11 protein-coding genes are annotated in these 13,698 nt (G+C 68.0%); 2 read left to right on the top strand and 9 right to left on the bottom strand.

Features of this window, described 5'->3' with window-relative positions:
• Positions 1-29: 29 nt before the first annotated feature.
• The 8 genes from ACCQ10_RS15415 to pqqA form a co-directional block, all read right to left on the bottom strand.
• Positions 30-1,061, bottom strand: coding sequence for a glucokinase family protein (locus tag ACCQ10_RS15415; protein WP_372361174.1), 1,032 nt, complete (start codon positions 1,059-1,061; stop codon positions 30-32).
• Positions 1,062-1,522: 461 nt separating this feature from the next.
• On the bottom strand, positions 1,523-3,013 hold the full coding sequence (locus tag ACCQ10_RS15410; protein WP_372361173.1) for a PhoPQ-activated pathogenicity-related family protein: 1,491 nt from the start codon (positions 3,011-3,013) through the stop codon (positions 1,523-1,525).
• 212 nt (positions 3,014-3,225) lie between these two features.
• Positions 3,226-3,738 (bottom strand): hypothetical protein, encoded by a 513-nt coding sequence (locus tag ACCQ10_RS15405; RefSeq protein WP_372361172.1) that lies wholly within the window; start codon positions 3,736-3,738, stop codon positions 3,226-3,228.
• A 63-nt stretch (positions 3,739-3,801) separates the two neighbouring features.
• Positions 3,802-4,929, bottom strand: coding sequence for a pyrroloquinoline quinone biosynthesis protein PqqE (gene pqqE, locus ACCQ10_RS15400; RefSeq protein ID WP_184438763.1), 1,128 nt, complete (start codon positions 4,927-4,929; stop codon positions 3,802-3,804).
• On the bottom strand, positions 4,926-5,315 hold the full coding sequence (gene pqqD / locus ACCQ10_RS15395) for a pyrroloquinoline quinone biosynthesis peptide chaperone PqqD (protein ID WP_506191962.1): 390 nt from the start codon (positions 5,313-5,315) through the stop codon (positions 4,926-4,928). The genes pqqE and pqqD overlap by 4 nt, the downstream gene beginning before the upstream one ends.
• Positions 5,201-5,953 (bottom strand): pyrroloquinoline-quinone synthase PqqC, encoded by a 753-nt coding sequence (gene pqqC, locus ACCQ10_RS15390; RefSeq protein WP_372361170.1) that lies wholly within the window; start codon positions 5,951-5,953, stop codon positions 5,201-5,203. Before pqqC ends, pqqD begins: the two co-directional genes overlap by 115 nt.
• Complete coding sequence (pqqB, locus tag ACCQ10_RS15385) at positions 5,950-6,849, bottom strand: pyrroloquinoline quinone biosynthesis protein PqqB (protein WP_372361169.1); 900 nt, start codon at positions 6,847-6,849, stop codon at positions 5,950-5,952. The genes pqqC and pqqB overlap by 4 nt, the downstream gene beginning before the upstream one ends.
• Positions 6,850-6,932: 83 nt before the next feature.
• Complete coding sequence (pqqA, locus tag ACCQ10_RS15380; RefSeq protein ID WP_002812057.1) at positions 6,933-7,013, bottom strand: pyrroloquinoline quinone precursor peptide PqqA; 81 nt, start codon at positions 7,011-7,013, stop codon at positions 6,933-6,935.
• Between the two features lie 315 nt (positions 7,014-7,328).
• Between pqqA and ACCQ10_RS15375 the strand changes: the two genes are divergently transcribed.
• Both ACCQ10_RS15375 and ACCQ10_RS15370 read left to right on the top strand, forming a co-directional pair.
• A complete protein-coding gene (locus ACCQ10_RS15375) occupies positions 7,329-9,488 on the top strand; it encodes a RelA/SpoT family protein (RefSeq protein ID WP_372361168.1) in 2,160 nt (719 codons plus the stop codon).
• Between the two features lie 350 nt (positions 9,489-9,838).
• Positions 9,839-11,353: a hypothetical protein gene (locus ACCQ10_RS15370; protein ID WP_372361167.1), complete on the top strand. Its 1,515-nt coding sequence runs from the start codon at positions 9,839-9,841 to the stop codon at positions 11,351-11,353.
• Positions 11,354-11,431: 78 nt separating this feature from the next.
• Here the strand turns inward: ACCQ10_RS15370 and ACCQ10_RS15365 are convergent, their stop codons facing one another.
• On the bottom strand, positions 11,432-13,534 hold the full coding sequence (locus ACCQ10_RS15365) for a glycosyltransferase (protein ID WP_372361166.1): 2,103 nt from the start codon (positions 13,532-13,534) through the stop codon (positions 11,432-11,434).
• Positions 13,535-13,698: the final 164 nt, after the last annotated feature.

Genomic DNA, 13,698 nt, shown 5'->3' with positions numbered 1-13,698 from the left:
CGCGTTCTGAACAACGCGCGACAGATCGCCTACGACACGTCAGCGTGGTGCTGCAGGTACCAACTGGCCGCACCGAGCACGCCCAGTTGCCCGTGCTCGACCAGCTTGACCGGGATGCGTTCGAGCACCTCGCGCATGTTGCCCTTGGCCAGGAAGCGCGCACGGAACTGGCTGGTGGTCAGGAAGTGCCCGATCGTCGGCAGGATGCCGCCGGCCAGATAGACGCCGCCCGCGCCATAGGCCAGCGCCATGTCGCCGACGGCATGCCCGAGCAGCGCGCAGAACACCTGCAGGCATTCGCCGGCCAGCGCGTCGTCTTCGTGCAAGGCGGCCTGGGTGATGGCGGCAGGCAACTGATGACGTGGCGCGGCGCCATGGAGTTGGCAGACAGCGGTGTAGAGCCGGAGCAGACCGGGGCCGGACAGTACGTGCTCCAGCGGCAGGTAGTGCTGACCGCGCAGCAGGATGCGCAGCAGCTGCAGTTCGTGGTCGTGGGTGCTGGCCAGCGCGACCTGGCCGGCTTCGGTGGCCAGCACCAGCGGTCTGGGTGTGGCATCGATCCACACCGCCGCGCCCAACCCGGTGCCGGGGCCGACCACCAGGATCGGGCCGGTGCTGCGGACATGCCGGGGCGTGGGGCCGCTCAGCTGCAGCACCGCACGCGGCTCCATGTGCGGCGCCGCGTAGGCGACGGCTTCGAAATCGTTGACCAGGTGCACGCTGCGCAGCGCCAACGTGGTGCGCAGGCGCTTGGGCGACATGCTCCACGGCAGGTTGTTGCTGATGAAGGTGTCCTCGTCCAGCGCAACGCCGGCGCTGGCGATGACCACCGCCTCCACACGGCTCACCTGCGGCAGGAACTCGGCAAGGATGGCGTCGAGGCTGGCGTATTCGGCGCAGCGATAGGTGCGGTAGTGCGACAGCTCCACCGCGCCGTCGTCGGCCTGCATCACGTGGGCAAGCCGGACATGCGTGCCGCCGACATCGGCCGCGACGAAGCCGGTGGCAGCGGATACCGCGGGCGAGGCAGAAGCGTGAGCAGAACGCGAGGTCGCAGCCACATGCAGTCCTTTGATCCGTCCGATTGGCCGATGCCATCAGCGCGTCACGGCTGTTTAGGAGTTGGTGACAACGATGTCAATGGTCCAGTCGGGTTGGATCGATCTTGCTGGCGGGCTCAAGTGCCAAATCGGGGCTTGGGAATGGTTCTGTGCGGACTTCGTTGCGCAAGGCGGTCAAGAGTGCCCACTTGGTCAACCGCAGCGGTGGCGCCCGTCGACAGCAAGCCAACCTGGACGTCGCCATCGATGCGCACGCAGCAGGTGAGGCTGCAGTTGGCCGTCGCCGCGACAGCACGCAGGCAGGTGGAATGGCGACCCGCGCAGTGACCGCTACGACATCTCAATGCCGTTCGGAAGCCGCGGGCAGCAGACGCACACGCGGATCAGCACCGCCCAACGCTGCGCTTCGCTGGCGACACCTGCGGCAAACGCTGTCTCCGCCAGGTTGGCGGTGCACGACATCAACGTGTAGCGGCACTGCTCGCCATGCCCGGCAAGGTGCTGCAGGCGGCGTTGTCGGTCGGCGGCGCCTGCTGCGGATACTGCTGTTTGCCGAGGATGTAGGTCTGGCTGGTGGCCACAAAGCCATCGGCATAGGTGGCTTCGACGAAATACGCGCTCCAGCCGGTCTCGGGCACCTGCACCGGCACGGCGATCGTGTGACCGCGCCCCGCAACGAGCGGACTGGCGTGATAGCGGATGCCGCAGGCGTAGCGGAAATCGCGTGCCTGCGGGTTGCTGGCCGTCCACAGTTGCAGCTGCGTCGGTCGCTCGGAAGACCGCAGGCGGATCTGCGGCGCGGCGCCCCTGCGCAAGGTATCGCTCAGCTGCGGAAGCGGGCGCTGTTGCTGCAGCCGCGTCACGAAGGGCACCAAGGTGTCGACGACCGCGGCACGGATGCCGTTGTGCGCGCTGTTGGGCACCACACGCAAGGCCTTGCTGCCAGGCAGCGCCGCATAGAAGAACTGCGTATTGTCGGGCAGGAAAAAATCATCGCCGCTGGCGTTGACGATGTATTTGGGCACCGACAGCCGCTTGCGGTACGGCGAGTGCAGGTAGCTCAGCGGGTCCTGCAGTTGCACCAGCTGCGCAAACGCCGGCGTCTGCAGCTGCGTGGTGATGCCTTGCCGGGCGTAGGCATTGAATGCAATCGGCCAGTTGCCCCCGTATGTCCGGTACATGTGGTCCAGCACCGCCGGCATGTTGAGGATGTCGATCACGAACGGCACCACGGCTTCGACGCGCGGGTCGGCGATCGTGGCATGCCAGCTGGCCCAGCCGCGCTTGGACGCACCGGCAAGGATGAAGCGGTGGATCTTCAGCGGCGCCAGCTCACGCTCGGCCAGGCTCATGGTGCGTGCGATCGCCGCGGCCATGGGCACATGCAGCGGCATGGTCTTGCGTTGCTGTGGCGCCTTGAGAAACAGCGACCAGGTGTAGGCGACGCTGTCGTCCTCGCGCCGTGGCGCGGCGTCGCCCTGATAGCGCAAGGCCTGATTGGGAATGTCGCTCAATGCGATGACCACGGTGCGGCTGCGTTGCGCCAGCGCAGCCAGCGCCTCCGGCGGCAACTCGCTGGCCGGCTGCGCCGCGCCGCCGTCTGCCGGGTGACGCGTGCCGTTGGTGGAGATCAGCACCGCGCGGGTCGGCAAGGTATCGGACGGCACATAGATCGCCACATCGTGCTGCCAGACGGTCGGCGTGACACGCGCCTCGGGCGACCAGGTCTGCGAGGTGAGCAGGTAGTCGCGCCGTTCCACGCCAGCAACGCGGCTGGTGCCCACCCGCGTGTAGACCAGCGGCTGCTGTTCCACCGCGTCGTGATAGCAGACCAGGGCCTGATCAAACCCGATCTCCGGCGAGGTGGCGCATCGCTCGGCCGCGGTAGAGGCCAACGCCGGGCAGGAGAGCAGGGCCAGCAGGGCAAGACCGCAACGTGTCATCAAGCGCATCGGTGTCCTCCGGAAGCGGTGCAACGCGCCAGCGCAGTCATGGGCAGGTCGAGCGGAAAGCACATGGCGCGCCGGGACGTGATGGCAAGTCTTGCACGTTACGGACGTCCGGGTCGCGGTGCCAAGGCCGCCAGCGGGGTGGGACGAAGGCCACGCTGCCGTTGCACGGCAGGAGGCACCCATGCCGCGCAGTTACCAGTGCTTACTTGTGCTTACTTGATTCGCCGTACCTTGGCCGGTGTGTTGTAGCCCTCGATCTGCAGATACCAGACGCCGACCAGGCCGGGCTTGATCCTGACCTTGGGTGCGTCCTTGCGCACGCCGGACAGGCTGGCGGCATCGGTCTGTTCCCAGTCCTGACCGTTGGCCAGCGTGTAGACGCGGCCCTTGGAGAAGCCCTTGAACTCGCCGACGATGCTGCTTTCGATCGGCTCCTTGCTGCCGAAATCGAAGAAGCCGCGGTTCTTGACGATGACTTCCTGGCGGCCGGCCTCCTTGGCCTGCTCGACCACCACGGCCGCTTCCTTGGCCACCTTGCCCTGCAGCCAGTCGTTGAGCGCGGCCAGTTCGCTGGCGTCGAGCTTGTCCAGGCCGGCGGCCTTGAACTGCTCGGCGCTCATCTGCGACTGCAGATCGCCCTGGACGGCACGCTGCGCCAGGGCCGGGGTGGCAGACAACGCAAGGGTCAGGTAGACCAGCAGGGGAATGCGGCGCGCAAGCGACATGGAAGCCATCCAGGAAGAAAGAGGTGGCTAGTGTAGACGCTGTTCTGCGCCGGCCACCGCAGGTCAGTCCGTGCTGCCTGCAGTGGCGGGTTGTGCACGCGCGGGGCGGGCCGGCCGGCGATAGACGAAGTCCGGCGCTGGCGCGGCGGCTTCGCGTTCGGCGGTGGCACGCACCTGCGCGTGGGTGGGCGAGCGTTCGCACACCGGGTCCAGCGTGGCGGCATCGCCGCTGAGCGCCAGCGCCTGGCAACGGCAGCCGCCCCAGTCGATCTCGCGCTTCGGACAGCCCTGGCAGACCTCGGGCATCCACGCGGTGCCACGGAAGCGCACGAACGCCTCGCCGTTGTTCCAGATATCGGCCAGCGAGCGCTCGCGCAGATTGTCGAAGCGCATGCCGTCGATGGTCTCGGCGGCATGGCAGGGCAGCACGTCCCCGCGCGGGGAGATGTTGACGAAGCGCTGGCCCCAGCCGCCCATGCAGGGTTTGGGCTGGCGCGCGTAGTAGTCGGGGGTGACGAAGTCGATCGCCAGGCGGTCGCCGAGTTCGCGGCGTGCGGTTTCCACTGCCTCGATGGTGGCCATCAACTGCTCGCGGCTGGGCATCAGCGCCGCACGATTGCGCAGGCCCCAGCCGTAGTACTGGGTATGGGCAACTTCGATACGCTCGGCCTGCCATTCCAGCGCGAGCGCGATCATGCCGGGCACGCGCTCGGCGTTATGCCGGTGCAGCACCGCGTTGAGGGTCAGCGGCAGGCCACGCACACGCACGGCGCTGGCGAACTCGCGTTTCTTCGCCAGGCTGTTGCGATAGCCGGCAATGCGGTCGGCGCCGGCCGGGTCGACGTCCTGCACGCTCAGTTGCACGTGCTCCAGCCCGGCGGCCTGCAGCTGGTCCAGCATCGGCTCGCCGCCCGCCACGCCGGAGGTGATCAGGTTGCTGTACAGCCCGAGCGCGCGCGCATGCGCCACCAGTTCGGGCAGGTCCTTGCGCAGCATCGGCTCGCCTCCGGAAAAATGCGCCTGCAGTACGCCCATGTCGGCGGCCTGCTGCAGCAGCGAGCGCCAGCCGGCGGTGTCCATCTCCTCGCGCAGTGCGGCCAGTGCAATCGGGTTGGAGCAATACGGGCACGCCAGCGGGCAGCGATGGGTCAGCTCCAGCAGCACCGACAACGGCGGCGGTGCGCTGTTCATGGCCGCAGCAGACGCTTCTGATGCAAGGTGGTCGTCAGCTCGATCACATCGGCTTCGATCTCGGTGGCGTCGGCGTCGAACTCGGCGGCCAGCTCCACTGCAATCTGCGCCAGCGACCGGACGCCATCGAAGCGCTGCGCCACCACCAGGGCGATCTCGTCCAGCTCGACCACGCGTTCGGGTGCGAGCAGCACCCATTGGTCGCGTGCGCGGTCATGCTGCAGACGTACGCCTGCGCGCAGGACCGGCTGGCTGTCGCGCGTGATGCTGCTCACGCGGCGGCCCGGGTAGCGTCGCGCGCCGGCACGAAGGCGTCCGGCCACACGATGCCGGGCGCAACATAGGCCACGTGCAAGGCATCCAGCTGCGCCCAGAGCACCGAGCATTTGAAATGCAGCGCGTCCTTGACCAGCTGTTGTTTCTCGATGGTGTCGGCGTGCTGCTTGACGTAGTCCAGCGCGAAATCCGAATCGCGCGGCGCTTCGGTCAGGCGATGCTCGAAGTAGGCCAGCGCCTCGGCCGAGACGAAGTCGTAATGCGTGAGCATGCCGGCCACGCGCTGGCCGATGATGTTGGGCGCGAACAATTCCGTCAGCGACGATGCGATGGCCTCGAGAAGGCTCTTTTCGCGCACGAAGTGCAGATACGCCTGCACCGCAAAGCGGGTGCCGGGCAGCAGTGCACGCCCCGATTCCACCAACTGGCGGTCCAGGCCGAGGGCATCGGTCAGATGCAGCCAGCGGGCGATGCCGCCATCGGCCGCGCTATTGCCGTCGTGATCGAGGATGCGCTGGCGCCAGATGCGCCGCAGCGCCGGGTCTTCCATGCGCGCCAGGATCGCAGCGTCCTTCAATGGAATGCAGCGTTGGTACTCGAAGCGGTTCAAGGCCCACGCCTGCACCTGGCCGCGATCGAGCTGGCCGTCGTGCAGCAGCGCGTGGAAGGGGTGCTGGTCGTGATACAGGCGTGCTCCGATGGCACGCAGGTCTGCTTCCAGCTGGTCGGGGGTGAGCAGGGCGGTCACAGCGTGATCTCCAGGCCGTCGTGGGCGACATCCCAGCCGCTGGCACGCGCGCTGGCGTACTCCGGGGAGTGGATATCGAGCACGGGATTGGTGGTGTTGAGATGGATGAAGATCTTGCGCGCCACGTTCAGCGCTTCGAACGCGGCGATGGTGCCCGCGGGTCCGTCGATGCTGAGATGGCCCATGCGCTGGCCGGTCTTCTGGCTGACGCCCAGCTGCACCATTTCATCGTCGCGCCACAGCGTGCCGTCGAAGAACACGAGTTCGGCGCCTTGCAGGCGCGCGCGCAGTGCATCGGTCATGGCGGCGCAGCCGGGAATGTAGTGCACCCGGTGCCGGCCATCGTCGATGGTGAGCCCGAGGGTTTCCTCGTTGGAGCCGGCCAGGTCGCCGCCACTGCGCGATTCCATGAACAACGGCACCTTGCCCGGCACCGAGAACGGTGTGAGCTGCAGGCCGAGCAGCGGTAAGGGTGTATCGAGCGCGAAGGGCGTGCGCGTGACGTAGTGCGGGTTGACTGCGTCGAAGATCGGATTCTGTGCCAGCAGGTCGAGCACGCGGCTGCTGGCATGCAACGAGAATGGTTGGCTCTCGCGCATCGACAGTAGCCCGGCGATGTGGTCGATTTCGCCGCTGGTCAGCAGCACTGCCTCGATCGGCGAGTGACGCAGCCCCTGCTGTGGCCATAGCGCGGGCGTGGCAAGGATCTGCTGGCGGAAATCAGGAGAGGCGTTGATCAGCACCCAGCGCTGGCCATCTGCACTGACGGCGATGCTGGCCTGGGTACGACGTTGGGCACCGTCTGCTTGTTGCCACGCCCGTTGGCTGGCGGGTGTGTGGCAATTCCACTGCGGGTGCCCACCGCCGGCCGCCGATCCCAGAACAATGATGCGCATGGAGAACTGTTACCTAATCTGCCGGCAACTGCCGGACATGCATCAAGAAGGAAGGGCGGCAGGTGTGTGTGAAACGGGCCGGATCAAAACTCGCCGGAGACGTAGCAGTTGATTTCGGCGCCACAGTTGACTTCACGAACGACAGGCTTCTTCCAGGTCTTCATCGGCTACCTCGCAGTTGGGTGAGTGACGTCGCCGCTGCGCACGGCAGCGGCGACGTGCAGGGAGCATAGGCAGCCGATTTGGGCGAGTTGTAAAGAGCACGTAAAAAGCGGCGGATGCGGCGCAGATGGACCGTGATGGCGCCTGCCGCATTGCGCCGAGCAGTTGCGAATCAAGACGTTGGCGCGTGAACCGACCATAAGCACGGCGGTCGTGCGGCAACGCACGGGCACCGAAATTTCGCGTTGTGGAGAAGGTGACGCGCACGTTACCGTAGCTGTCAGCCCCTTGTTGTTGCCGCCACCGTGTCCACCGTTGTGACCAGTTCCTCATTTGAACGCCTGCAGGCAGTGCTGCAGCGCCCGGCTGTCGCCTCGATCGCACCCGCCCTGCGGGACGCGCTTGCGCAGGCCTGGCAGGACATGCCGCCCGCGCCAGCCGACAGCGTGCCGTGGTCGCTGCTCGGCGACACGCTGGAGGCGCTGGCCCTGCTGGCGGCCGACGAGGCCACCCTGATTGCGGCGCTACTGTTCGACCTGCCGGCGTTGCGCGGCACCGTTGCCGCCCTGCCGTGGCAACCGGCGGAGCGGCGCGTGGCGGTGGAGGGCCTGCTCGATGGCCTGGATGCGGCCGACCAGGTCTGGGCGCTGCATGCCGGGCGCGAGGCCGGGCGCAACAGCGAGGGCCTGCGCCGCTTGTTGCTGTCGATCATCCACGACCTGCGGGTGGTGCCGATCCTGCTGGCCCGGCAGTTGGCGCGCATGCGCGTGGCCGACCGGCTCAACGAGGAACAGCGTCGCGCGCTGGCCCAGCTCACCCGCGACATCCATGCCCCGCTGGCGAACCGGCTGGGCATCTGGCAGGTGAAGTGGGAACTGGAAGATCTGGCGTTCCGTCACCTGGAGCCGGAGACCTACCGCCGCATCGCCCGCGAAGTGGATGAAACCCGCGTTGCACGCGAGCGCTATATCGAAGCGGTCAAGCGCAGCCTGTCCAGCGCGTTGGCCGGGCAGGGGCTGCGGGCCGAGGTGAGCGGGCGGCCGAAGCACATCTACAGCATCTGGCGGAAGATGCAGAAAAAGCGCTTGTCCTTCGACCAGTTGTATGACGTGCGCGCAGTACGCGTGATGGTGGACGACGTGGCGGCCTGCTACGCGGCCTTGGGTGCGGTGCATTCGCTGTGGGCACCGGTGCCCAGCGAGTTCGACGATTACATCGCCCGTCCCAAGGCCAACGACTACCGCTCGCTGCACACCGCCGTGGTCGGCCCGGAAGGGCGCACCATCGAAATCCAGATCCGTACCTTCGAGATGCATGCCCAGGCCGAACTTGGCGTGGCCGCGCATTGGAAATACAAGGAAGGCGGCAAGGGCGCCGAAAAGGCCTTCGACCGCAAGATCCTGTGGATGCGCCAGTTGCTGGAGCAGGTGCAGGAAGGCGAGCACGGCGAGCTGGCCGGTGCGCTGGATGCCGAGCTGATCGAAGACCGCGTGTACGCGCTGACCCCCAAGGGCGAGGTGATCGATCTGCCACAGGGCGCCACGCCGCTGGACTTTGCGTATCACGTGCACACCATGGTGGGGCATCGCTGCCGCGGCGCGCGCGTCAACGACCGCATCGTGCCGCTGACCTATCGGCTGCGCAGCGGCGACCGCGTGGAGATCATGACCGCCAAGGAAGCCGACCCGCGCCGCGACTGGCTGCTGGCGTCCAACGGCTTTCTGGCCAGCGGGCGGTCGCGCGACAAGGTGCGTGCGTGGTTCCACAAGCTCGACCGCGCGCGCAACGTGCAGGCCGGCAAGGATCTGCTCGATCGCGAGCTCAAGCGGCTGGGCCTGCAGCATGCCGATCTGGGCGTGGCGGCACGCAAATTCCACGCCGAGAACATCGACGAGTTGTATATCCAGGTGGCGCTGGGCGATACCGGCCCCAACCAGGTCAGCCGCGCGTTGCTGGAAGCCGAGCGCGCCGCGTCGCAACCGCCGGTGCCGGCGCCGCCACGCCCGACTGCGCGTCGCGATGGATTGGGCAAGTCCAAATTCACCGTGCAGGGCGTGGGCAACCTGCTGGTGCAGCTGGCGCGCTGCTGCCAGCCGGTGGCCGGCGAGCCGATTGCCGGCTACCTCACCCGCGGCCGCGGCATCACCGTCCACCGCACCGATTGTGCGGCATTGGCGCGGCTGGCCGCCGCCCACCCGCAACGCGTGTTGCCGGTGGAGTGGGGCAAGGCCGGCAGCGGCTACGAGGTGGATGTGCAGGTGCGTGCGGTGGACCGCCGTTGGCTGCTCAAGGACATCACCAACCTGATCGCGCAGGAAGACGCCCACGTGCTGGAGATCAACAGCGACAACGTGCGCGACACCGGCAGGGCGCAGTTGCGGCTGCGGCTCAAGGTCAGCGACTACGACCAGTTGTCGGCCCTGCTCGGCAAGCTGGACGCCTTGCCCGGCGTCAACGAGGTCCGGCGCCTGGGCTGAGGCTGGGTAACAAGGCAGTGGCGTTCGCTTGACGGGCGCCGCACAGACGAGCAGCGTCATCGTCACAGCGCATGCCGTGGCATCCATCGATGGTCAGCAAGCGGACGATGGAGGTCATGCAGTGCAAGTCGCTGCGCCGCCATGCTGTCCGTGTCGCGACCGTTTATCCGTGGATCTGCAAAGCCCATCAGCCGATCAGCCATGTTTGCCTGACGATTCCCGATTCCCGATTCCCGATTCCCGATTCCCGATTCCCGATTCCCGAAACGCACATCGTCTTCGCAGCAGGCAGCTACCATAGTCGGGTGAACGCGTCCCCGTCAGGTCGCGCCAAGGATGGACGCCACCGCATGTTTCCGCTGCCGCGCTGGGCCAGGTCGCCCCGCCTCTGGGCGCCGTTGCGCAGCCGCGCGCTGTGGCGCGTGGTGTTAGCGCTGTCCGCCTGCCTGCTCCTCAGCGTCATCGTGCTGCGCAAGCCGCTTGCCGACTGGCTGTGGCCGGATACGCGCATCCAGCAGCTGCTGCAACGCGGCGATGCGGCCTTGCTGCGCGGCCGGCTCAGCGCAGCCGACGGCACCGGGGCGCGCGAATTGTTCAACGCTGCGCTCGCGCTGGACAGCGATCGCACCGAGGCGCGGACCGGTCTGGCGCGTACCGGTGCCGCCGCCGTGGTGCAGGCACGTGCGGCCATCGCGGCCGGCGATGCGCCCGGCGCGCAGCGCGCGCTGACACTGGCAGGTGCGCTGGAGGTGCCGCAGGCGCAGACCGCCCCGGTCGCGCTGCGTCTGCGCGACCTGCAGGCGCGCCGTGCCGGGCTCGATGCCTTGCTCGCACAGGCGGTGGTCGCCCAGCAACAGGGGCGCCTGGATGGAACCCCCGACAGCGCGCTGCCGCTTTACCAGCGCATCCTGACCCTGGCCCCGGACCGCACCGACGCGCTGGAAGGACGCGAAGATGCCCTGACCGATCTGCTGGCGCAGGCGCGCCATGCGCTGGCACGCGACGCACTTGCCGATGCCGCCGCCCTGCTGGCCGCTGCCAAGCGCTACGACGCCGGGCATGCCGACCTGCCGCTGACCGAGGGGCACTATCACCGTTTGCTCGAACAGCGCCGTCAACGTGCTCAGACCTTGCTGCGCCGCGGCCGGTTGGCCCCGGCAGCGCGCGATTTTGCCGCGGTGCTGGCCGCCGAGCCGGCAGATGCCGGGGCGCAGCGCGGGCTCGAACGAGTGGCCGGCGAATACGCCGCGCAGGCGGGTCGCCAGGCTGCGGATTTCCATTTCGATGAGGCCTTGCAGTCGCTGCAACAGGCGCAGGCCCTGGTGCCGGGCGCTGCATCGATCGCGCAGGCCGAGCAGGCGATCGCGCGTGCGCGCGATGCGCAACGCGGCCCGCAGACCGGTCTGTCGCGCGCAGTGCGCGAGCGCCGCCTGCGCGTATTGCTGCAACGCGTGGCCGACGCCGAAGCACGCCAGCAGTGGATGACGCCGCCCGGGGCCAGTGCATACGATGCCGTGCGCGCGGCACAGGCGCTGGCGCCGCGCGATCCACGCGTGGTGCAGGCGGCCGCGCGGGTGGTGCCTGCCAGCCAACGCTGCTTCGAAGACGAACTGCGCAACAACCGCCTGCGCGCGGCGCGCGGATGTCTGGATGCCTGGCAGGCGCTGACGCCCAACGGCGACGCGCTGGCCGGCGCACGTCGGCGCCTGGCGCAACGCTGGGTTGCGGTCGGCAGCGAGCGGCTGGGGCAGGAGGATGCAGCGTTCGCCCGACGTGCCCAGGACCAGGCGCATCAGCTGGATCCAGGCTTGCCGGAGCTGGCCGAGTTCACGCGACGGGTGCGGGCGGTGGCCGAGCAGCGCTGAGGCGTGCATCGGTGGGGAGTGAGTGAAGGTCGGCCGCAGAGCCCCGGCCGGCCAGGCGACACGCGCGACACCGCCCAGTCAAGGCGCGATAAACAACGCGCGCACCGTGTCGCGTGCGGCCTCCAGCGAGAAATGCCGGGCCACGTTGCGCAAGCCGTTGTCCGCCAGGCGCTGCCATAACGCCGCATCCTGATACAGCCGCACGATGGCGCTGGCGAACGCGTCGGCGTCGTCGGCCACGCAGACATCTTCGCCGTCGCGCAGGTGCATGCCTTCCACTGCACAGGTGGTGCCGACCACCGGTTGGCCGTGCGCCATGCTCAGGTTGATCTTGCCCTTGACGCCTGCGCCAAAGCGCAGCGGTGCCACCGACAGGCGCGCGCTGTCCATGAACGGCACCAGGTCCGGCACATGCCCGTGCAACTGCACTCCCGGGCACTCGTCGGCCAGCAGCTTGAGCGCTTCGGGCAGGTCGGCGCCGATGCAATGAAAGACCACGCCGGGCAGTTGCGCGCGGACCTGCGGGAAGATGGCGCTGATGAACCACTGCACCGCGTCCACGTTCGGCGCGTGACGGAACCCTCCGACGAACACCAGGTCGCGGCGTTGTTCGAAACGATGGCCGCTGCCGGCGACATCATGCAGGTTGGAGAGCAGGGCGGTGCGGATCTGCGGTGCGTCCGCGCGCAGCTGCGCCTGTTCGGCGGCAGACACCAGCAGGGTGACATCGGTGGCAGCCATGATCTCCAGTTCGCGCACCCGGGTGCGCTCTGCGCTGCGCAGCAGGTTGGCATCGCCGGCAAGCTCGGCGCCGCGGCGTTCGCGCAGGTAATGCAGGTCGACGGTATCGAACAGGGTGCGTGCCTGGGGCGCGTATTGCTTGAGCAACGGCAGGCAGGCATGCGCCACGTGATGACGCACCAGCAGCACCACCGCAAACCGCGACCCATGCGTGCGCAACCAGCTGCCGATACCCTCCAGGAACGGCGCGTACCAGACCTCCACGCCCAGCTGCTGCAGCGCCTGGGTGTGGCGTCCGGCATGTTCGCGGCGGGTCGGCACGAACACCACGTGCGCGCCTTCTTCGCAGAGCAGACGGATCAGGTTGAACTGCCGCAACGAGCCGGAGTCGCGGTCCGGCTGCGGCACGCATTCGTCTAGGATCAGTACCTGGCGCTGCCCGCGATGCAGCTGCGCGGGGCCGGGCACGCGGCCGACCGGCAACTGCCGGGTCAGCACCTGCTGCCATTTGTCCGCAAAGACCGCCTGATTGCGGACCTGGTAGGCCTTGACCCCGGTACGGGTGTCGGTGCCGTTGCTGGTGCCTTCGTCATGCACCACCACGCTGGCCGGTTGCACCAGCACCTGATGCCCGGCGGCGCGTACGGCGAAAGCCAGGTCGGTGTCTTCGTAGTAGGCCGGCATGTAGCGGCGATCCAGCCCGCCCAGTGTCTGCAACAGCGCGCGTGGCAGGGCAATCGCCGCACCCGAGCAGTAGTCCATCGCGCGCACATAGGCGTAGCGCGGGTCCTCGGCCGATTCGAAGCGGCCGTAGCTCCAGGCGCTGCCATCGGCGAACACCACGCCACCGGATTCCTGCAGGCGTCCGTCCGGGTACACGAGTTGCGCGCCGACCAGCCCGGCAGCCGGGTGCTGGTCGAACGTGGCGATCAGCCGGTCCAGCCAGCCGGGCTGTGGGATGGTGTCGTTGTTGAGCAACACCACGTAATCGCCGCGCGCAAGGCCAATGCCATCGTTGCAGGCTGCGATGAAACCGCCGTTGCTGGCGCGCAGGTGATAGTGCAGGCCCTCGATCTGCGGCAACTGCACTGCGGTGGCATCGCTGCTGCCATCGTCCACCACGATGATCTCGATGGCGAGCCGTGGCGGGTGCGCGGCAAGCGCGCGCAGGCAGGCCAGCGTATGGACGATGTGGTTGTACACAGGAATCACCACCGTCACCCGTGGTGCGGCGCTGTGCGGTACCGCAAATACGTCGAACGGCGTGGCGTCCGGCAACCAGAGCGGGGTGCCGAGCGCGACCGGCGGCGCCTGCGTGTGCACGCGAATGCGCTGCCAGGTGGCGCGCCACCCGCGGGTGCGCATGCTCGCCACGCTGCGGTGGATCAGGCCAAGCACGCGATTGAACAGGTAGCGCGCATCGGCCAGGGACATCGACATTCCGTTGGAACTCCAGCGTAGAGACGGGTGACACAGGGCGAGCCGTCGCCGGATGGGGCAAGGCGGGCCTGAGCGCGCAGTGTACCGAGCGGGCCATGCCGCGCCGAGCATCGCCGGACCACAGCGCAAGGTGTCGGCGTTTGTTAGCCGCGCTTAAGTCGCCA

This window comes from Xanthomonas sp. NCPPB 1325, from assembly GCF_041477645.2.
Lineage (GTDB): Bacteria > Pseudomonadota > Gammaproteobacteria > Xanthomonadales > Xanthomonadaceae > Xanthomonas > Xanthomonas cannabis.
Note: the sequence above shows the minus strand (reverse complement) of the source record. Positions and strands in the feature narration are given on the sequence as shown.